Origin of the sequence: Streptomyces oryzae (assembly GCF_017676365.1) — a bacterium.
In the GTDB taxonomy this organism is placed as follows: Bacteria; Actinomycetota; Actinomycetes; order Streptomycetales; family Streptomycetaceae; genus Streptomyces; species Streptomyces oryzae.
Map to the genome: position 1 here is coordinate 1 of NZ_JADKMA010000135.1, position 21,081 is coordinate 21,081.

Consider the following 21,081-nt stretch of genomic DNA (forward strand, 5'->3'; position numbering starts at 1 on the left):
GTGATTCCCCATCTTGGGCGGCGGTCACTTGTTCCGGTTGTGGGCAGTCGTCCCGCTGGGGCGGTACGGGTGGGCCCAACCGGGCCCGCACACGCACACCAGCCGCAACCACCAACCCACCGAAGGCGCGCTCGAGGGAGGCCAACGTGACCCACCACAAAGCAAGCCCCGCCGGCCAGGCGCCCCGTACGGGGGTGTGGCTGATCGGCGCGCGGGGTTCCGTCGCGACGACGACCATCACCGGCGCAGCAGCGCTCGCCGCCGGGCTGCATCCACCCACCGGCATGGTCACCGAGACCGCCCCGTTCGCCGACGCCGCCCTCCCACTCCTGGACTCCCTGGTCTTCGGCGGGCACGACACCGCGTCCTGCCCCCTCCCCAAGCGGGCCGAAGCCCTCGCCGAGGCGGGCGTCATTCCGCACGGCCTCCCCGGCGCGCTCCGCGCCGAGCTGGCCGCGGCCGATGCGGAGATCCGTCCCGGCGCCCCCGCCGCGGAGGACGACTCAGCGGCGGAGGAGCTCGTCGCCCGATACGCCGCCGACATCGCGGAGTTCACCCGCGGCAACGGCCTCGCCCGTACCGTCGTCGTCAACGTGGCCAGCACCGAGCCGGACAGGTCCGAGGCAGCGGACCTGCCCCTCCCGCCCAGCTCCTGCTACGCGGCGGCGGCGCTGCGCGCGGGATGCCCGTATGTGAACTTCACTCCGTCGGCGGGGCTGCACCATCCCCGCCTGGCCGAGGCGGCCCGCACCGCGACCGTTCCGTACGCGGGCCGGGACGGCAAGACGGGGCAGACCCTGCTGCGCTCCGTGCTGGCACCGATGTTCGCGCAGCGGGCGCTGGCCGTACGCGCCTGGTCGGGCAGCAATCTGCTCGGCGGCGGGGACGGTGCGGCGCTCGCCGACCCGGCAGCGGCGGCGGCGAAGAACGCGGGCAAGGCGCGGGTGCTCGCCGACAACCTCGGCGAACTGCCCGAGGGCGAGGTGCACATCGACGACGTACCTGCGATGGGGGACTGGAAGACGGCCTGGGACCACATCGCCTTCGACGGGTTCCTCGGCTCACGGATGGTGCTGCAGACCATCTGGCAGGGCTGCGACTCGGCCCTCGCAGCGCCGCTCGTGCTGGACCTGGCCCGACTGCTGGCCCGCGCCGGTGAACGGGGCCTCACCGGTCCGCTTCCCGGGCTGGGCTTCTACTTCAAGGACCCGGACAACGGCCCCGCCGACCTGCCGGGCCAGTGGCAGGCCCTGCTGGAACTCGCCGCCCGTCTCGCCTCCGGGACCGCCCGGTGACGGGCGGGCCCCTCACGGCCTGGGCCCAGCTGCTGCGGGTCTCCGCGCTCTCGACCGTGCCGGGTGACGCGCTGGTGGGCGCTGCGGCGACCGGCCGGGCCCCCGGCCGGGGCACGGCGCTTGCGGCGGGCGCCTCCCTGTGCCTGTACGAGGCGGGCATGGCGCTCAACGACTGGGCAGACCGCGAGGAGGACGCCCGCGAGCGCCCCGAACGTCCGCTGCCCTCCGGACGTATCAGTCCGGCGGCCGCACTCGCGGCGGCCGCCGGACTGACCGCTGCGGGGCTGGTCTGCGCGGCCCGCGCCGGGCGGCTGCCGCTGGCGGTGGCCACTGCCCTCGCCGGCACCGTCTGGGCGTACGACCTACGGCTCAAACACACCCCCGCAGGACCCGCGGCCATGGCGGCCGCCCGCTCCCTCGACGTACTGCTGGGCGCTGCGGCGACGACCGCGTCCGGCGCCCCGCTCCGAACTGCGTCGCCCACTCCCGCGACTTCGGCCACTCCCGCCGCCTCAGCCCCCGGCTCGGCTGGGGCCGGTGGCCGTTCCCCGGCTTGGGGGTCGGCTCCGGCTGATGGTTGTGCATCGGTGGGTGGCTCGGCTGGGGCTGGTGGCGGTTCCTCGGCTTGGGGGTCGGCTCGGGCCGGGGGCCGTGCTCCGGCCTGGGACGCCTTCTCTGCTCGCGGCTCGGCTCCGGCCCGTGGCTTCGGGGTGGTCGGTGGTTCGGCTCCGGCCCGTGGCTTCGGGGTGGTCGGTGGTTCGGCTCCGACCCGTGGCTCTGCCCCGTTCGGTGGTGCAGCTCCGGCTCTCGGCGCGGCGGCGGTCATGGGAGCGCACACCCTCGCCGTCACCGCCGTCTCGCGGCGGGAGGCCGAAGGTGGGGCTCCGGCGGTGCCGTTGGCGGCGTTGGGGGTCGTCGGCGCCATTGCGGGGCTGGTGGCGCGGCAGCGTACGCCGCTGGTGGTGGCCGCGAGTGCCGCGTACGCCCAGACAGCGGGCCGGCCGCTGGCGCACGCCGCGCTCAACCCCTCGCCGCCGCTGCTCCAGCGCGGGGTGGGCGGCGGGATCCGCGCCATGCTCCCGCTCCAGGCCGCGCTCGCCGCCCGCATCTCCCGTACGGCGGGAGAGGGCGCGGCCGGCGGTGACGCGGACCGCACAACGTCGAACCGGGCCGCCGGTTCCGTCTCAGCGCTCGCACTGCTCGGACTGCTGCCCGTCGCCCGTCGCCTCTCCCGGAGGTTCAGCCCCACATGACCCGAACCCGGCTCCACCCGCCGCTCCGCTATGCGTACGGCACCAACGGCCTGGCCGATCTCCGGCTCGGCGACGCGCTCGCCCTGCTTGCCGACCTCGGTTACGCGGGCGTCGGGCTGACGCTCGACCATATGCACCTCGACCCCCTCGCCCCCGGCCTGGCGGCCCGCACCGCGAAGGTGGGCCGGGCGCTGGAGCGGTACGGGCTGACGGTCACCGTGGAGACCGGGGCGCGCTATGTGCTCGACCCGCGCCGCAAGCACCACCCCACGCTGCTCGACCCGGAGCCGGAGGCCCGCGCCGCGCGGAGAGACCTGCTGCTGAAGGCCGTACGCGTCGCCGCAGAACTGGGCGCGCACGCCGTGCACTGCTTCAGCGGACAGCTCCCGCCCGGTACCGCGCCGGACGAGGGCTGGGCGCGGCTGACGGACGGTATCGGCACGGTGCTCGACAAAGCCACAGCCGCAGGCGTTCCGGTGGCGATCGAGCCGGAGCCCGGCCATCTGCTGGCCGATCTGGCCGGCTTCCACCGGCTGCGCACCGCACTCGGCAGCCCCGAACCGCTCGGGCTCACCCTCGACATCGGGCACTGCCAGTGCCTGGAGCCCCGAGCCCCGGCCGACTGCGTACGGGAGGCGGCGCCATGGCTGCGGCACGTACAGATCGAGGACATGCGGCGCGGCGTCCATACGCATCTGCCGTTCGGCGAGGGGGAGATCGACTTCCCGCCCGTGCTGGCCGCGCTCCGCGAAGCGGAATACCGGGGGCTGGTCACCGTGGAACTGCCCCGGGACTCCCACGCGGGCCCGGAACGTGCCGCCGCCTCCCTCGACTTCCTGACCACCGCCGAGGCCAAGTCCGCCGCAACGCCGCAGGAGGACGCCCCATGCTGACCCCGCTCGCCTCCCTCCGCACCGGCCTCGAACTCCAGCTGACGGCGGAGTCCCGCGCCTGGCTGCACCGGGCACTGGCCGAAGCCGCGGACGTGCGGGGGGACGTCTCCGCGGCCGGGCTCCCGCGCTGGGAGCTCCACTTCGTCACCGCGGGCCGCAAATGCCACCCTGTACCGAGGGACTGTGCCACCTCCGACCCCGTCGACGCCGCCCGCGTGCTCATCCTGCACGCCGCGGCACCCGGCACCGAAACGCTCACCCGGCTCTACACCCGCGGCACCGGGGACGAACGGCGCGCCGTACTGCTGGCCCTCCCGCATCTGGACCCGCCGCCGGACACGGCGGCAGCCCTCGCCCTCGTCGAGGACGCGTTACGGACCAACGACACCCGGCTGATCGCCGCCGCGCTGGGCCCGTACGCCGCCGCACACCTGAGCGCGCACCAGTGGCGGCAGGGAGTGCTCAAGTGCCTGTTCACCGGGGTGCCGACGGCCGCCGTCGCGGGGCTCGAACACCGCGCTGCCGGGGACGACGAGCTCGCCCGGATGCTGGAGGACTACGCACGCGAGCGCACCGCAGCAGGCCGCACCGTGCCCGAGGACCTCGGACACCTGCTGAAGCTGGCCCGGTTCGAGGAGACCGCGGAGTCCGAGGAGACCGAGGAGCGTGAAGCCCGATGACGAGGCAGGCACCGAAACCGGACCGCCGCATCTTCGACCCGCACATCCATATGACGTCCCGCACCACCGACGACTACGCCGCGATGTACGAGTCCGGCGTTCGCGCGCTGGTCGAGCCCTCCTTCTGGCTCGGCCAGCCCCGCACCTCGCCCGCGACGTTCTACGACTACTTCGACGCGCTGCTCGGCTGGGAGCCCTACCGCGCCGCGCAGTACGGCATCGCCCACCACTGCACCCTGGCGCTCAACCCGAAGGAGGCCAACGACCCGCGCTGCACACCCGTACTGGACGAACTGCCGCGCTACCTCCTCAAGGACGGGGTCGTGGCGGTCGGCGAGATCGGCTACGACTCGATGACCCCGGCCGAGGACACCGCACTCGCCGCACAGCTCCAGCTCGCCCTCGACCACGACCTGCCGGCACTCGTCCACACCCCGCACCGCGACAAGGCCGCAGGGCTGGCCCGCACGCTGGACGTACTCCGGGAGTCGGGGCTGCCCCCGGAGCGGGTGGTGCTCGACCATCTGAACGAGACGACAGTGGGCGCGGCGGCGGACAGCGGCTGCTGGCTCGGCTTCTCCATCTACCCCGACACCAAGATGGACCCCGACCGGATGGTCCGCATCCTGCGGGTGCACGGCACCGGGCGCGTACTGGTCAACTCGGCCGCCGACTGGGGGCACAGCGACCCGCTCAAGACCAGCCACGTCGCCGACGCGATGCTCGCGGCGGGCTTCGACGAGGACGACGTCGACCAGGTGCTGTGGCGCAACCCGGTCGCCTTCTACGGCCAGAGCGGACGGCTCTCCCTCGACGTCGCACCGGCGGGCGAGCGCGGGCAGCAGCTGCACGAGGGCAACTCCATTCTGCGCGGCGGAGAGTGAGGAGAGCGCGGCCATGCGATTCCGGCACCCCGACGGCACCACGGTCCACCTCGCCTACTGCACCAACGTCCACGCGGCCGAGCAGCTGGACGGCGTACTGCGGCAGCTGACCGAGTACGCCGAGCCGGTACGCCGCAGGCTGCACCGGGACCGGCTCGGCATCGGCCTGTGGCTGGCCCGCGACGCGGCCCGTACCCTCACCGACGACCCGGCGGCCATCCGCCGGCTGCGCTCAGGGCTCGACCGGGCGGGGCTGGAGGTCGTCACCCTCAACGGCTTCCCGTACCAGGGCTTCGGCGACGAGCACGTCAAATACCGCGTCTACCGCCCCGACTGGACCGACGACGCGCGCCTGGACCACACCACCGACCTCGCCCGGCTGCTGGCCGCACTGCTGCCCGACGATGTGACCGAGGGCAGCATCTCCACGCTGCCGCTCGCCTGGCGCACCGGCTTCGACGCCGAGGCCCGGCACCGCGCGCTGACCCGGCTGCACACCCTCGCCGGCCGGCTGGACGCGCTGGAGGAGCTGACCGGCCGCTCCATCCGCGTCGGCCTGGAGCCGGAGCCCGGCTGCACCGTGGAGAGCACGGCGGACGCCGTCGAGGCGCTGACGGGTCACGACGCCCCGCCCGCGCACCGGATCGGCGTCTGCGTGGACACCTGCCATCTGGCCACCGCGTTCGAGGATCCGGCCAAGGCGCTGACGGCGCTCGGCGAGGCGGGCCTGCCCGTGGTCAAGTCCCAGCTGTCGGCCGCGCTGCACGCCGAGCACCCGGAACGTACCGAAGTGCGGGCTGCGCTGGCCGAGTTCGCCGAACCCCGCTTCCTCCACCAGACCCGCGCCCGCACCCCGGACGGCACCCTGCGCGCGACCGACGACCTCGACCGGGCGCTGGCACCCGGAGCGCTGCCGACCACCGGCCCCTGGCGCTCCCACTTCCACGTCCCCCTGCACGCCCCGCTCACCCCGCCGCTGACCGCCACCACCTCCGTACTCGGCGAGACGCTCACCCACCTGGTGGGCGGACCGACCCCGCTGACCCGGCATCTGGAAGTGGAGACCTACACCTGGCAGGCCCTCCCGCCGGCGCTGCGCCCCACTACTTGCGCCCAGCTCGCCGACGGCCTGGCCGCCGAGCTGTCCACCGCACGCGACCTGCTGACCGGCCTCGGCCTCAAGGAGCTGCCATGACTGCGGGCGCTGCCATGACTGGGGGAGCTGCCATGGCTGGGGGAGCTGCCATGAGCACCCCGTTGCTGGTCATCGACGTGGTGGGACTGACCCCCGCGCTGCTGCCCCACATGCCGAACCTGCGCGCCCTGGCCGACAGCGGCTCACAAGCCCCGTTGCAGACCGTCCTCCCCGCCGTCACCTGTGCGGCCCAGTCCACCTTCCTCACCGGCGAACTGCCCTCGGGCCACGGCATCGTCGGCAACGGCTGGTACTTCCGCGAACTCGGTGACGTACTGCTGTGGCGCCAGCACAACGCGCTGGTCGGCGGCGAGAAGCTGTGGCACGCGGCGCGCGCCCGGCAGCCCGGCTACACGGTGGCGAACATCTGCTGGTGGTACGCCATGGGCGCGGATACCGACTGGTCGGTCACCCCGCGCCCCATCTACTACGCGGACGGCCGCAAGGAGCCCGACTGCTACACCCGCCCGCCCTCGCTGCACGACGAACTCGTGGCCGAACTGGGCGACTTCCCGCTGTTCACCTTCTGGGGTCCCGGCGCGAACCTCACCTCCTCGCAGTGGATCATCAACGCCACCCGCCACATCCTGCGCACCCGCCACCCCGACCTCGCCCTGGCCTACGTCCCGCACCTCGACTACGACCTCCAGCGCTACGGCCCCGACGACCCGCGCGCCCACCGCGCCGCCGCCGACGTGGACGCGGCACTCGCCCCGCTGCTCGCCGACGCGCGCGCCGAGGGCCGCACCGTCGTCGCACTCTCCGAGTACGGCATCACCCGCGTACGCCGCCATGTCGACATCAACCGCGTACTGCGCCGCGCCGGACTGCTGGAGGTCCACACCCAGGACGGCATGGAGTACCTGGACCCGTGGGCCTCCCGCGCCTTCGCCGTCGCCGACCACCAGCTCGCCCACGTCTACGTACGCGACCCGGCCGACCTGCCCGCCACCCGCGAGGCACTGGCCGGACTGCCGGGCCTGGACCGGCTCCTGGACGAGACGGGCAAGAAAGAGGCGGGCCTGGACCACCCGCGCTCCGGCGAACTGGTCGCCGTCGCCGAACCCGACGCCTGGTTCACCTACTACTACTGGCTCGACGACCGCCGGGCCCCCGACTTCGCGCAGCTCGTGGAGATCCACCGGAAGCCGGGCTACGACCCGGTCGAGCTGTTCATGGACCCGAACGACCCCTACGTCAAGCTGCGCGCCGCCGCCGCACTGGCCCGCAAGAAGACCGGCATGCGCTACCGCATGGCCGTCGTCCCCCTCGACCCTTCCCCGATCCGCGGCAGCCACGGACGGCTGCCGGACCGCACCGAGGACGGCCCCGTCCTGCTGTGCTCACGCCCCGGCGCACTGGGCACGCGGAGCCCGCAGCCGGCCGCCGACCCGTTCCCCGCCACCGAAGTGAAGCGCCTGCTTCTCGACCTCGCACTGGGAGACCCCTCATGACCAGCAGATCCGCTCGCCCCGAGCACCCTGAACTCGACCGCACGCTGCGCCGCCGCGGCTTCCTCGGCGTCGCGGCAGGCGCCACGGCCGCCGCCCTGCTGGGCGGTGCCACCGACGCCACCGCCGCACCGGCCGCCGCCCCCTCGCCCGGCTGCCGCCCGATCGTCCCCCGCGGCAAGCTCGGCATCCAGCTCTACACCGTCCGTGACCAGGTCCAAAAGCTCGGCTTCGGCGCCGTCTTCAAGGAGCTGGAGCGCTACGGCTACGACTCGGTCGAGTTCGCCGGCTACACCCAGGGCACCGGCGAGATCACGCTGCGGCAGCTCAAGCGCCTGCTGCGGGACCACGGGCTGCGCGGCATCGGCAGCCACGTCGGCTACTACTCCGACGACCCCGCCGCCTACACCTTCGCCACCCAGCTGGAGAAGGTCCTCGACGACGCGGCAACCCTCGGCCTCCCCCACGTCGGCACGGCCGCCGGCCCCGACCGCTATGGCCGCACCGTCGACGCCTGGAAACGCGCAGCGGAGGACTTCAACACCTACGGCGCCGCAGCCCGCGAACGCGGCCTGAAGTTCTACCAGCACAACCACCAGATGGAGTTCGGCTTTGCCGAGGACAAGCCGGATGTGCGCCTCTACGACGTCCTGCTCGCCGAGACCGACCCCGAGCTGGTCTACCTCGAGATGGACATCTACTGGGCCTTCGCCGGCAAACACCGCTTCAGCGTCCGCCCGGACGGCACCCCCGCCCCCTTCGACCCCGTCGACTACGTACTGGCAGCCCCGCACCGCTATCCGCTCTTCCACGTCAAGGACGGCGAACACGACGAAGCGTCACCGGACGGCTACCACATGGTCGACGTCGGCGACGGCGACATCGACTACGAGGACTTCATCGGCACGGTGCTGCGGCGGAACCGCGGCCACCGCACCGACCACCACTGGCTGATGGAACGCGACGACGCCGTCGACCCCAACGCCAACCCCGCCGGCTCCCTCACCTCGGCCCGCCGCTCGGCCGCCTACCTCCGCGGCGAGCAGTAACCCCACATCTCCTAGCAAAACGGGCAAAAAGCCCAACCCGCCAGGAAATCCAGGTGAGAAGCACTCCCAACCCTTGGTATCGTTACGGCCGTCGCCACGGCACCCCGAACGCCGTGGCACGGCCCGGTCCGGGTGGCGGAATGGTAGACGCGCTAGCTTGAGGTGCTAGTGCCCTTTATCGGGCGTGGGGGTTCGAGTCCCCCCTCGGACACGTACCAAATCCCCACGGCTCCCTGTGTGCTGTGGGGATTTGCCGTTTCTCGCGCCGGGTGTGAGCTCGCTGCCGCGAGGGCTTTCCCAGCGAGGAGCAGGAGGCCCGGCACCTGGCGCGCGTCGTGGCCGAGACCGAGGTGCGCGGACGGGCGGAGCTGACCCCAGAGGAGTATGCGTCGTTCGCGAGTGGGGCGCCGAGCCGGCCTACACCGGCGAATACACCGACACCAAGACCACCGGTGTCCACGACTGCCGCGCCTGCGGCGCCGAGCCCTTTCGTGCGGACACGTAGTTCGCCTCGCGGCTGAGGCTGGCCGGCTTCCATGACCCGGCCGACTCGGACGCGGTCGAACTGATCGAGGACCGCTCTTTCGGCAGAGATGCCCCTGTCGGGGCGCGAACCTGCGGGTACGAATCTGCCAGGTTCAGCGTCCCGTTCGCCACCAGCGCGTCGTATGGTTCGACGCCGGAGATCGTAGTGACCCAGGATCTGGGCCGACTCCAGGCCCGACGGCAGGTGCAAGGCCGGGAAACCGGTCGAGTTACGCAACCTGGAAAGTGCATCCTGCCCTGTTGCCAGAGTGATCGCGCGATTACACTTGAGTGCTCTTTGGTGAAGGAGGGGGAGCGCGATCCGGAATGCCTGGCGTCACCAGTCCGTCACTCGGGAGGCCGGGCACGGTGAGCTGACGACCCTCCTGCACCACGTTGGTCGGGATGGCCATCGTTACCTCCACGACCTGTCGGCCTGCGGTATCAACGACGGTGGCGGCGCCCAGAAGTCCGACAAGATGGCGTGCGCGGACCAGGACGAGCAGGACGAGGCCGACTCCTCCAATTCCTCACCTTCTGAGGCCCCGACAGGGGGTCCCTCGTACGGACCGTGCCCTGGACCGATTCCACGCCGACTCCGGCGGCCACCCGGTCGACGCCCCGGCCTCCCGGGCGGCCAGCCCATGTGCGAGCAGGACGTCACCGTCAAGGAGATCCACGTCCATCGCCCGCGACTGACCAAGCGGCCGACCGGATCGACTGAGCAGCGCAGGAGGTTGCCATGACGCATGCCGAAGAGTCCCCGCGGATGCAGTTGAACCATGCCACGAGTCCCGACTACGGGCCTGGTGCGGGCAAGGGCGGTGAGGTGCTGGGGATCGGGGTGCCGGAGCTGAAGCTCGCGGCGCCGGTCTTCGGTGAGCAGAGCCGGAAGCTGAGCCGGGCGCTGACCACGTTGATCACCACGTTGGACGGTCTGGGTGAGCCGTGGGGGGACGACCCGGCGGGGAAGAACTTCGCGAAAGAGTACAAGTCGAGCCAGCGCTCCATCGAGCGGGCGGCGGGGGTGCTGGTGCTCGGTCTGGTGAGCATTCATGAGGCGCTCGATGACATGAAGGACGGGCACGTCGACAACGACGATCTGATCAAGGGCATGTTCACCAAAGTTGCCCGCGAGCACGGCGAGCACGGCAAGCACGGCAAGCACGGCGAGCACGGCGATCGCGACGAGCACGGCGAGCACGGCAAGTAGGGCGACAAGGGGGGACAGCGGCGCGTGAGTGCCCTGGAGAAGGCGTGGGAGATCCTCGAGAGGATGGGCCTGATCTGGCCCGACGGGGATGAGGACACGTTGCGGGATGCCGCGCGGGCCTGGCGGGCGTTCGCGAAGGATGCCGAGGAGGTGCGGGGGGACACCAACCATTCGGCGCACAGGATCATGGAGGTCAACAGCGGCGAGGCCATCGACGCTTTCGACAAGTTCTGGTCGCGCTACGTCGGCAGGGGTGAGAAGGGCTGGCTGCGCGACCTGCCCGAATCGGCCCGCGACATGGCGAAGATGCTCGATGAGCTCGCGGACGACATCGACGGAACGAAGAAGCAGATCCGCAGTGAGATCGTGGGCAGCGCGGCGCTGATCGCGGCGGGGATCGCGTTGACCGGTCCCACGCTCGGGGCTTCTGACGCGGCGGCCGTGACGGCGGCGACGGGGATCGTCAATCTGAGCATTGAGAAGTCCGCTTCCCTGGCGACCCGTGCCGGCGCGATCTTCACCCGTATCGCGCGAGGTGCCGTGTTCGCCGGGGTGGGGAGCGTCGCCATGGACCTGGCCGTGGCGCAGCCCGCCCGCATCCTGGCCGGGCAGCAGGACGGATTCAGCCTGGAGGAGGTGAGCAACGCCGCGAAATACGGCACCCTGACCGGCGCGGTCCTGGGGCCCTTCGCCCCCGGGCCGGGGGCGAGACCACCGATGATGCGCCCGCCGGCCTCGCTGCGCGAGAATCTCATCCCGGGCAAGTCCGCGCGGCCGACCAGCAAGGTGCCGGGCGCGGGGGAGCCGGTCGATGTCGCCACCGGAGCGATGTTCATGCAGCTGACCGACCTGTCACTCCCGGCTTCGCTGCCGCTGCACTTCACCCGTACTCATGTGTCGTCGTACAGGGCCGGGGTGTGTTTCGGCCCGAGCTGGTCCTCCACCCTGGACGAGCAGGTCCAACTCGACCCACAGGGCGTCATTTTTGCGGCCGCCGACGGCATGCGGCTGGTCTACCCGATCCCGGAGCCGGGCGTACCCGTCCTCCCGGACAAGGGGCCGCGCTGGCCGCTGGAGTGGGACGGCAAACCGGACGGACTGGTGACGGTCACCGATCCGGACAGCGGCGTCACACGCACCTTCGCCCACCCCGGCCCCACCGAGGACGGGACAACCCTGCGACTGCCGGTGGACTCCTGGCAGGACCGCAACGGCGCCCGCATCGAGGTGGAACGCGATGCGGCCGGGATACCCACTGCGCTGCGCCACTCCGGCGGCTACTACCTCGCCGTCGAAACCGAGGGGCAGCGCGTCACCGCCCTGCGGCTGCTGGACGAGGCGCCCTCGGCGTACGAGCGCGAGCAGGCACCGGCACCAGGCACGCTCGTGATGCGCTACGGATACGACGAGGCCGGCAACCTGGCCGAGGTGATCAACTCCAGCGGCAGGGCGATGCGCTTCACCTACGACGGTGAGGGCCGCATGCTCTCCTGGACCGACCGCAACGGGGTGTGGTGCCGCTTCACCTACGACGAGGCGGGCCGCACGATCCGCACCGAGGGCACCGACGGGATCTACAACGACACCTTCACCTACCACGACGCCGCACGCACCACGACCTACACCGACTCGCACGGCCACCGCACCGTCTTCCGCTACAACGACGACGGCCAGGTCGTGGCCGAGACCGACCCGCTGGGCAACACCACCTACACCGAATGGGACGCCCGCGGCCACGACCGCCTCTCCCACACGGACGAGCTCGGCCGCACCACGCGCTACAGCTACGACGAGGACGGCAACCTGGCCGAGGTACTGCTCCCGGACGGATCCCGTATGTCCGCCACCTACAACCGTCTGCGGCAGCCGACGGAAGTGACGGAAGCCGGCGGCGCGCGATGGCAGCACACCTACGACGAACTGGGCAACCTCACGCGCTCGGCGGACCCAGCGGGAGCGGTCACACACTACGCATACGAGGAGCGGGGCCACCTCACCGCCGTCACCGACGCCCTCGGCCACACCCGCCACATCACTTCGACCCCGGCCGGGCTACCGGCCACGGTGACCGACGCGCTGGGCCACACCACCCGCATCAGCCGCGACGCCTTCGGCCGCATCACCGAGATCACCGATCCCCTCGGGCACGTCACGCGCATGGCCTGGACGGTCGAGGGCAAACCCCGCTGGCGCGAAGACGCTGCAGGAGGGCGTGAGAGCTGGACCTGGGACGCGGAAGGCAACCTCCTCACCCACACCGACCCCGCCGGGCACACCAGCCGCCACACCCCTGGACCTTGGGACACGCTGGTGTCACGTACGGACGCGGACGGTGCCACGTACGCCTTCACCTACGACACCACGCTCCGCCTCACCCGGGTGACCAATCCACAGGGCCTGCACTGGGACTACGAGTACGACGCGGCAGGCCGTCTCGTCTCCGAGACGGACTTCAACGGCGCGAGGCTGACGTATGAGCTCGACCCTGCAGGGCAGCTGACGACCCGCACCAACGCAGTAGGCCAGACCCTGCGCTACACCCGCGACGCACTCGGCCGTGTGACCGAGCAGCACGATGAGGACGCGGGCACCGTCACGACATACACCTACAACGCAACGGGCGACCTGATCCGGGCCAGCAGCCCGGACGCCGAGGTCGTCATCGAACGCGACCCGCTGGGCCGCGTGCTGAGCGAGACAACCAACGGCCGCACCATCTCCTTCACCTACAACCCGCTCGGCCTGCCGATACAGCGCACCACACCCTCCGGCCTTACCTCGACCTGGACCTACGAAGCAGAAGGCCGGCCCACGAAACTGGCCACCGACCACGGCACGCTGACCTTCGCCTATGACGCGGCAGGACGCGAGACCGAACGCCGAACCGGCGACATCGCCCTCACCCAGCAATGGGACAAGGCAGGTCGCCTCACCACACAGACAGCACGGTCAGGGGCAGATCTGCTTCAGCACCGTAGCTACACCTACCGTCCCGACGGCTACGTAGCGGAGATCCGCGAACTCGCTTCTGGCACCCGCCGCTTCGACCTGGATCCACTGGGCAGGGTCACCGCCGTCAGCGCACATGCTTGGGGCGAGACCTACGCTTACGACTCGGCAGGCAATCAGACCCTTGCCGAGGCCCCCGGCCACCCGACCCCGGGCGAACGCCGGGTCGAGGGCACTCTCCTGCAACGGGCCGGCCGCACAAGTTACGAACACGACGCTGCAGGCCGTCGAGTCTCCACGACGCGGCGCTTGCTCAACGGTCAGAAGAAGACCTGGACCTATGAGTGGAACGCAGAAGACCGCCTCATCCGGGTGATCACCCCGGGCGCCGAGGAGTGGACGTACGCGTACGACCCGCTGGGGCGCCGTATCAGCAAGACCAGCGGCACATGGGACACCACCACCTTCACCTGGGACGGAACCCGTCTAGCCGAACAATCCACATATGAGGGCGCGACAACCACTTGGGATTACGCCCCAGGAACTCACCGCCCCCTCACTCAAACCGGGCACACTTCACTGTCCCGGAACCCAGGCGAGTCCCTCCTTACCAAACTCTCCCAGCCCACGGCGACCGACCCGCAATTCCATACCGTCCTTACCGATATCACCGGCACTCCCACCGAACTGATAGCCGCTGACGGTAAGATAGGTTGGCAACTCCGTACCACGCTCTGGGGTACTCCATTCCTCAACTCGCCAAATCGTGACACCACCCTCACCTGCCCCCTCCGGTTCCCAGGCCAATACGCCGATTCTGAAACTGGTCTGAACTACAACCACTTCCGCTACTATGACCCAGAAGCCGCCCGCTACGTCACCTCCGATCCTCTGGGTCTCACACCAGCCCCCAACCCTCACGCCTACGTGCACAACCCTCAGACTTGGGTGGACCCGTTGGGGCTCGCAGGCTGTGGCGAGGACGCCTACTCAATCCGAGATCATGTCATTCCTCGCCATACACGAGGTGGTGCCGAAGCCGATCCAACGAAGTCTCTGTTCGACAACGGTGTAGACCTGGGTGAGTTGGCTACGGGTAGCGCTGGCCGGATCGGGCGCTATCAGGCCGCCACGGGGAACATTCGATATTTCGTTACGGGAAAGACTATAGTGGGGACCGATCGGCACGGTCTCCCGACGAAGACCTACACGATTGTTCGTGATGGTCGGGATGGGGAATTGATCACTATGCATCCAGGACTTCCGCGCGACTTGGATCCCTGATGATCAGGGTTGATGTGAGATCAGCTAGGGGCGAACTTGTGGCGTCGGCCGTTGCTGACGCTCAATTCGATCCAGTTCTCAGTGGGGTGGACCGGAAGAGGTATCCCATCCTCGGTCACTTGGATCCTTATGGGGATACGGTGCTGAATCGACTTCAGGTGGAGACCCTGCTGGAAGAGATCTCCGACGTGAGATCCAATCCGGAAATCATTTCAGCGGAATTCGCAGATGAGTTGGTTGCGCTATGTCATAAATGTCTACTGCGGCCCCACCGGTTTCTCCGCTTTGTAGGGGAATAGGGGTTTTGAGGTGGAGAATGCTCGGCGTCTGAATCCTGATTGCATTCGTTCCCTGGCAATCATGATTCTCCGCAGTAAGGCCCGAATGCTCGATTGCAGGGCAGCCTCCCTCGTTGGTCGCCGTACGCGCCCCGACCTCCAGGAGCTGGGAAATAATGTACCGAGAGTTTACCGTCCCGGATGAAGTGGAAATCTTCGAGAAGACCGGCGGATGGCCGGAGATAGATGAAGGCGGTGCTTACGTCCTCACCTTTCAGTACAGCGACACAGAGCACTTGTTCTTCTCGTATGACGTGCCGGGGCGTTCCGTTCGGCTGCGATGGGTGGCCGAGAACAGCGAGACCATCGCGGACGTATTTCGTGAGGGCGCGATCCGCATGGCCGTACGGCACTCTCCGGATGAGACTCTCATCGTGACCGACTTCGACATGGGAGAGTGCAATGGGTCGCTGGTCCTGCGAACGCGCCCTAGGGTGAAGGTTTCGGATCAGCTGCTTTTCTAAGTGAAGCAAAGGGCTGTGCCGTAGCCGCTCGTCATGGAGGGCCATTTTCCGGAGTCCCTCGCATTTGAGGAGCTCGCTGAGCCGAACGTGTGCGGTTGCGTCGTGACCTGCTCGCGCCGTCAATATGTCAACCAATACGCATCTTCGGAAGATGCCTACATATCGTCATGCTGAGCGAATCTCCGCAAGTCACAGCGGGCGCGGTACAGCCCCTGTATGTTGTTCCTGCCGTGGACTTGAACTGCGGCTACGGGGGGCGTCGATCCAGCCCCGCCCGCCAGCACCGTGTGCGAGTGCTTCAAATTCCCCTGCACCACTGACACGTACCCTGACGGTAGTCCCGGGCGGTCTACGACAGCACCAACGTCCCCCTGGCCAGCGGCGCGACATCGTGCGCATCGCTCGACACCCCCCTCGGACACAGACTGATACCCCACGGGTGTCCGGAATGTGCTGGTCGAGATGTGCTTCGACCAGCACTTTTTGTTGTCCGGGGTGGTAGCGGAGCTGCAGGCCGAGTTTCCGGTAGATCTCGGTTTTGTCTTCGGGCGCTGCTTGGTGGATGAGCCGGGTGAGGTCGCCCGCTGCGCGGAGAAGATCTGCGATGGAGTCCCGTGAGGTCTTGACCGATCCCCCTGCGCCGGGGCTGCGTAGTCGGGCTTGTGCCTGGGCGCGCCTGGCCTGCGTTTGGCTGATCCATTGGGTGACCAGTTCGGGATCAGCGCGTGCTTCGAGGGCGGCGCGGTGCTGGGTGAGTTTGGCGTCGCAGTCTGCGATTTCGGCCCGCGCCTGAGTGGTTGCGTCACTGTGGGGGTGACCTGTTTCGGCGGCTGCGGTCATCAGGTCGATGGTGTTGTCGATGCGGTGCGGTAGGAACATTTTCCCGAGCCAGTTGTCGAGTGGCCGGACGATCCAGGCTTCGCGTACATAGACATTGCGGGGGTGCTGGACCCGGTTGGCAAGCCCGTATTCGCTGGGGTACCGGCAGCGATAGTAGGCATGCTCATGGGACCAGCGCCCATGCATTTTCCGTTCACATGGGTCACAGATGAGGGCTCCGCGCAGGAGATATGGATGGCGGGCGCGTTTGACGCCATGTCTTGGCCCAGGCGCGGGTGTCACGGTGCGGATTGCGGCCGGGGTCGTTGGCGGAGGGGCTCGGGAGTCCGTCCCGGGTGAGCCCTTCTGCGGTACGCGCACTTTGATGCGGTTGCGTTCGCCTTTGGGCATGCCGCCGAACACGGACATGATCAGGTCGTGGGTTTCGTTGTTGCCGTCGATGGCACCGCCGACTTCGGGCACCCTGAGCGGTACCTCGTAGTGCACGAAGAGGGGGAAGGTGTCGCCGAACTGGTTGCTGTAGAAGGCGCGTTGCGGCTCACCGATGACCACCGCGTTGAATTCACGGTTGCGGTCGGCGAGTGCGGACAGGAGGGCCTGGGCGCGGGGACGCCGTTTCCAGGGAAGGGCGCGGGATTCTCCGATGTCGAAGTAGTCGGCCACGATCGAGCCTCCAGCAGGCGCGAGGAGGGCTTCAGCTCGACCGCGCTGCCATAGACGGGAAGCTTCCGCCTCTTGCTGGTCCTCGGTGGACACCCGTCCGTAGAAGGCGAAACGGAGCACACCGTCCCGCGCCGCTCCAGCATTGGCCAGCGTCGGCGAAATGTTCAGCCAGGGAAGTGCGAGATCGGTTTCACTCACCCGCGTGATCCTTTTTTCGGTGGTTCGTGGGGTCATCCTGTGATAGCTCGACGCTCTTCAGAGCGCCAGCGCGCTCTGCGTACTGCTTCAGCATGGGCAGCAGAACGGCGGCGGCAGTGGCATTGAGTTCAGGCTCTGAGGCAGTGAATTCGACGGAAAACCCGTGCGGTGGCCTGTCTCCACGTGGGTGCTTGGTCATCGCTCACCGTGTGCCCACTCAGCGGCGCTGCTCCTGACAGCGTTTACCGGAAGGGCAGGAGACGGGGCTACCGCGAGAATGCGGCCCTGACTTTCAAGGCGGGACGGACACAGGTGTTCACCGGCCGGCGGGATGTATACGGATCTGGGACTCACACAGGTAATAGAGAATCCGCTGCTGGATTTTGCCACTACTCCACGTCGGCATGGAAGCCGGTCCTCGCCCTTTGACGGTGGACAGGCTGTCGAAAATCGGTGGTGCCGGAAGGTCGGCGGCCTCGGAGTGGGTGGTGGTGCTCATCCCCAATGCGGCTGCTGACGGGAAGCACGGTGATGGCTGCGGTGTGGGATGCGGACGAGAGGGCGGGTCGAACCATACACACAGGTTGGTGGCGGGCGGGGTACTGGTTGTGCACGTTACGTAGTCGTGGATCCGCGTCTGAGCTCGTTCCCGTTGCGAAGATCTTCGGCATCGCCGTTGACACTGCAATGGAGGTCGTCGGGCGGCCGTGGCGTGCAGCGGCGTCAGCCACGCCGACCACCCGAAGGGCCGAGGTCATCTCCTACGAGCCACGGCGCGCAGCTCAGCGGTTATCAGTGGGGCGCCCGCAGCCTGGGCATGGTTCTGGATCGCCCACAACGCGCTGGCCCGGTCCTGCCCTCGCACTCCAGGCAGCGGCGTCCCGCGCAGCACCCACCTGGCGCGGTCCAGCACCTCCGCGGCGTACTCGTCCAGTGGGTTACCGAAGCCCCACCGCGCTTGCCGATCCTGGTAGTGGAAGTACTCCAGCGCCGTGCACACCGCGTCCCGCCGCCCGGAGCGCAGCAGGCTGAGGAAGGCGCCGTACGGATCGGGGTTCTGGTCCGCCGACTTGAGCAGTTCGTCCCTGTCGGCCACCACCGCCGGGTCATCGAAGCAGTGCCGTTCCCAGTACGCGAGCGTCATGGCAGGGGCCTACAAAGACACCAGAAGTCATTTCGTTAGTGGTTCTGAGTGTCCGCGTCACGGAACTTGTGCCAGACCCCAGAAAACCTGTTACAGACACCTCATCGCCGGTGGCCTTCGCCGCCTACCTCCGTGACGCCACCATGCGGTCCGTCGCCCAGCTGACCGTGGACACGCACCCCGCCGGGAGCTGACCGATGCGGGTGGACGCTGTCCTCGGGGTGGCCGTTCTCCTCGGCAGCGGCGTCACGGCGGGGGTCCTCTTCGCCGTCGCTGCCGTGCTGCTGCTGACGTCTCCGCGGTCTCCCACCTGTGCAACGTCCCTATCAACCGCCGGGTCAAGGCCGTGGCGGACCCCACGGCCCTGCCGGACGACTGGGAAGACCCCCGCCCCCTGTGGCGCTGCTGGCACCTGCTGCGCACCGCGCTTGCGCTGGTAGCTCTGCTGTTGAACGCCGCCGCGGTGACGGCGCTGTGACCGGCGCCCTTGGCGCTAGGGCGTGCCCGGGGGTCCGGCCCATGTGGTCAGTGCCCGGGAGAAGGAGCCGGGTTCGTTCTCGGGCGTGTCGGTTGCCCACGCGATGTAGCCATCGGGTCGTACGAGGATCGCGTCGGCGGCGTGGTCGGCCTCCTCCGGAGGGGTCGCAGAAACCGTGGTCAGCCGGTCGCCCCATCGCCTGGCCAGGGCGCGCCGGTCGCCGCGGTCCGCCAGGTCGATCAACAGGAAGCGTCCGGTGCGCAGCAGCTCGGCGGGGGACGTCGGCTGTGCGGCGGTACCGAGGGTGAGGTGTGGAACGTATCGCCCGACGAGCGGGTGCGGGGTTTCGGTGGGGACGGGGCAGGTGATGTCGAGTCCGGTGATCTGCTCGGCCAGCCGCCGGCCGCCCTGCCGGGTGCTCGCGAGTGCGGCTACGACGTCGCGCAGCGTGTCGGTGTCGTGGCCGGGGCGCATCAGCTGTATTTGCGCGCGGGTGTTGTCGAGCACGCGGGCCGCGACCGGATGCCGTTCTCGGTGATAGGTGTCCAGCAGCTCTGTTGTGGCGTGCCCGCGGACGACCGCGGCGAGTTTCCAGCCGAGGTTGACCGCATCCTGCAGTCCGAGATTGAGTCCTTGGCCGCCTGCCGGGAAGTGGACGTGAGCCGCGTCGCCGGCCACCAGAACTCGGCCGAGACGATATCTGTCGGCCTGGCGGGTGTTGTCGGTGAAGCGGATGATCCAGTGCAGTACGTCGATGGTGACCTCGGAACCGGTGACGCGGCGGATGCTGTGGCGCACCTCGTCGGCGGTCGGCGCGACACCGCGATCGGTCGGGGTGCGATCGAACTCGAAGGTCCCGATGGTGTGATCGGCCAGTGCGGACGGGCCGCCTCCGTTGACCAGCACGCCCCCTGACAGGCGGTGCCATCCGGTCGGCAAGGCGTCGGGCGGTGACACCGTGGCCGCGGCGATGAGGCCGGTCACCGAGGGCGCGGAGCCTGGAAAGCCGATTCCCGCCTGGCTGCGCACGAGACTTCGGCCGCCGTCGCATCCGATCAGGAACCGGCAGCGCAGCGAATGGCTGCCGCCGGGGCCGTTCACGCCCGCAGTCACACCGTGGTCGTCCTGAACGACACTGCTGACCTCGTGGCCGGGAAGAATCCGGGCGCCCAGCCCCTCGGCCCGTCGGCTGAGGATGTCGATGACATGGCCTTGCTCGATACCCAGCGAGTAGGCGTGCCGGGTCGGCAGATCAGTCAGATCCAGCAGCCACATACCGGCATAGTGCGCCCTGTTCTGGGTCCGGCCGCGGCTGCGGAACTCTTCCAGCAGGCCGCGGCACTCCAGCGTCTCCAAGGTGCGGGCGTGGATCCCACGGACCATCGGCAGGGACCGCGGCGCCGGTTCACGCTCCAGTACGGTCACCGACACACCGGCCAGCCGCAGTTCGGCGGCCAGCATCAGTCCCACAGGACCGCCACCGGCAACGACGACCTCCTCGTTCACCACACGATCAGCGATGGTCGCCTCCTTGCTTCCGCATGCGGTGGACACGCCGCGCGAAGCGCTGATGGGCGGCCTGCTTGGTGATCCCGTACGCGGCACCGATCTCGCTCCAGGAACGGCCCTCGCCCGCTGCCACGAACGCGGCCTGCGCCCCGCCGTCCCGCGCCCCGCACTCGAGCCGGGCAGCGATCGACAACGCCGCCAGCGGGGCCGCTTCGGCGACTCGCATCAGTTGCCGCAACACGTCATCGACCGCGTCTTCAAGCCTTCCGCGATCAGATGTCGGCAGGTCGGCCCGGTCATCCATGTTCATCCGTCAAGGATCCTTGACGCAGCAAGGATCGTCAAGATTTCTTGACGGACCGGCGGATGTCCGGCCATCGGGGCGGTAGAGGGCGAGGTCGGGGGAGGGGGTGGTGAGTTCCTGGCCGGAGAAGGTGGCGCTTGAGGTACCCGGCGCAGGTCCGCCGGGGTCGAGGACGGTGACGCTGTGACGCCTGCTTCGGCCAGGTGGTGAGCGGTCGCGGGGCCTACCACTCCGGCGCCGATGACGACGGCTCGGGTGGTCTTGGAGTAACTCCCTTGGGGGGTGACGAAACGAAGGGGAGGGAGGTGGTCAGAGGACCTTGCTGAGGAAGGCGCGGGGCACGCTGCCTGGTGCGTACGTCTCCCCGGGGCAGGCGGCGTCCCGGACCGACATCTGCGCCATACAGGTCAGCAGCGAGCGGCGGAAGGTGGCGACGAAACCCTCGACGGTGTCGGTCGCACGGGGCCGGGAC

At 69.3% G+C, this 21,081-nt stretch carries 16 protein-coding genes, 1 tRNA gene and 1 pseudogene; 14 read left to right on the forward strand and 4 right to left on the reverse strand.

The genetic code is table 11. The annotated features are described in order from the left end of the window. Positions 1 to 146: 146 nt before the first annotated feature. From ITI46_RS23355 to ITI46_RS23410, 13 genes and pseudogenes are all read left to right on the forward strand, one after another. A complete protein-coding gene (locus ITI46_RS23355; RefSeq protein ID WP_209241681.1) occupies positions 147 to 1,295 on the forward strand; it encodes an inositol-3-phosphate synthase in 1,149 nt (382 codons plus the stop codon). Then, the gene (locus tag ITI46_RS23360; protein WP_209241682.1) at positions 1,292 to 2,548 is read left to right on the forward strand and encodes a UbiA family prenyltransferase; all 1,257 of its coding nucleotides are present in this window, start codon (positions 1,292 to 1,294) and stop codon (positions 2,546 to 2,548) included. Before ITI46_RS23355 ends, ITI46_RS23360 begins: the two co-directional genes overlap by 4 nt. After that, positions 2,545 to 3,441, forward strand: coding sequence for a sugar phosphate isomerase/epimerase family protein (locus tag ITI46_RS23365; RefSeq protein ID WP_209241683.1), 897 nt, complete (start codon positions 2,545 to 2,547; stop codon positions 3,439 to 3,441). The genes ITI46_RS23360 and ITI46_RS23365 overlap by 4 nt, the downstream gene beginning before the upstream one ends. Continuing rightward, complete coding sequence (locus ITI46_RS23370) at positions 3,435 to 4,121, forward strand: EboA domain-containing protein (RefSeq protein WP_209241684.1); 687 nt, start codon at positions 3,435 to 3,437, stop codon at positions 4,119 to 4,121. The genes ITI46_RS23365 and ITI46_RS23370 overlap by 7 nt, the downstream gene beginning before the upstream one ends. After that, on the forward strand, positions 4,118 to 5,005 hold the full coding sequence (locus ITI46_RS23375) for a TatD family hydrolase (protein ID WP_209241685.1): 888 nt from the start codon (positions 4,118 to 4,120) through the stop codon (positions 5,003 to 5,005). The genes ITI46_RS23370 and ITI46_RS23375 overlap by 4 nt, the downstream gene beginning before the upstream one ends. 13 nt (positions 5,006 to 5,018) lie before the next feature. Beyond that, positions 5,019 to 6,200, forward strand: coding sequence for a metabolite traffic protein EboE (eboE, locus tag ITI46_RS23380; RefSeq protein ID WP_209241686.1), 1,182 nt, complete (start codon positions 5,019 to 5,021; stop codon positions 6,198 to 6,200). A gap of 50 nt (positions 6,201 to 6,250) precedes the next feature. Next, positions 6,251 to 7,654, forward strand: a complete 1,404-nt coding sequence (locus tag ITI46_RS23385; RefSeq protein WP_209241687.1) for an alkaline phosphatase family protein — start codon at positions 6,251 to 6,253, stop codon at positions 7,652 to 7,654. Continuing rightward, positions 7,651 to 8,700, forward strand: a complete 1,050-nt coding sequence (locus ITI46_RS23390; RefSeq protein ID WP_209241688.1) for a sugar phosphate isomerase/epimerase family protein — start codon at positions 7,651 to 7,653, stop codon at positions 8,698 to 8,700. The genes ITI46_RS23385 and ITI46_RS23390 overlap by 4 nt, the downstream gene beginning before the upstream one ends. 126 nt (positions 8,701 to 8,826) lie before the next feature. Continuing rightward, a tRNA-Leu gene (locus tag ITI46_RS23395) sits at positions 8,827 to 8,911 on the forward strand. Between the two features lie 112 nt (positions 8,912 to 9,023). After that, positions 9,024 to 9,289: pseudogene (locus ITI46_RS35845) on the forward strand (peptide-methionine (R)-S-oxide reductase); the annotation flags it as partial. Between the two features lie 705 nt (positions 9,290 to 9,994). Further along, entirely contained in the window at positions 9,995 to 10,438 is a 444-nt protein-coding gene (locus tag ITI46_RS23400; protein ID WP_247746460.1) for a hypothetical protein, read from the forward strand. A 24-nt stretch (positions 10,439 to 10,462) separates the two neighbouring features. After that, positions 10,463 to 14,671, forward strand: a complete 4,209-nt coding sequence (locus ITI46_RS23405; RefSeq protein ID WP_307808291.1) for a DUF6531 domain-containing protein — start codon at positions 10,463 to 10,465, stop codon at positions 14,669 to 14,671. Between the two features lie 454 nt (positions 14,672 to 15,125). Continuing rightward, entirely contained in the window at positions 15,126 to 15,473 is a 348-nt protein-coding gene (locus ITI46_RS23410) for a hypothetical protein (protein ID WP_209241689.1), read from the forward strand. Between the two features lie 189 nt (positions 15,474 to 15,662). On the opposite strand, the gene ITI46_RS23415 is transcribed toward ITI46_RS23410, so the two are convergent. Further along, positions 15,663 to 17,174, reverse strand: a complete 1,512-nt coding sequence (locus ITI46_RS23415; protein ID WP_209241690.1) for a recombinase family protein — start codon at positions 17,172 to 17,174, stop codon at positions 15,663 to 15,665. A gap of 754 nt (positions 17,175 to 17,928) precedes the next feature. Beyond that, positions 17,929 to 18,318: a hypothetical protein gene (locus ITI46_RS23420; protein WP_209241691.1), complete on the reverse strand. Its 390-nt coding sequence runs from the start codon at positions 18,316 to 18,318 to the stop codon at positions 17,929 to 17,931. 346 nt (positions 18,319 to 18,664) lie between these two features. Here ITI46_RS23420 and ITI46_RS35555 point away from each other — a divergent pair, with 346 nt between their 5' ends. Then, positions 18,665 to 18,796, forward strand: coding sequence for a hypothetical protein (locus ITI46_RS35555; RefSeq protein ID WP_280634814.1), 132 nt, complete (start codon positions 18,665 to 18,667; stop codon positions 18,794 to 18,796). A gap of 15 nt (positions 18,797 to 18,811) precedes the next feature. On the opposite strand, the gene ITI46_RS23430 is transcribed toward ITI46_RS35555, so the two are convergent. Both ITI46_RS23430 and ITI46_RS23435 read right to left on the reverse strand, forming a co-directional pair. After that, positions 18,812 to 20,305: an FAD-dependent monooxygenase gene (locus ITI46_RS23430; protein WP_209241692.1), complete on the reverse strand. Its 1,494-nt coding sequence runs from the start codon at positions 20,303 to 20,305 to the stop codon at positions 18,812 to 18,814. A 4-nt stretch (positions 20,306 to 20,309) separates the two neighbouring features. Further along, entirely contained in the window at positions 20,310 to 20,615 is a 306-nt protein-coding gene (locus ITI46_RS23435; protein WP_209241693.1) for a hypothetical protein, read from the reverse strand. Positions 20,616 to 21,081: the final 466 nt, after the last annotated feature.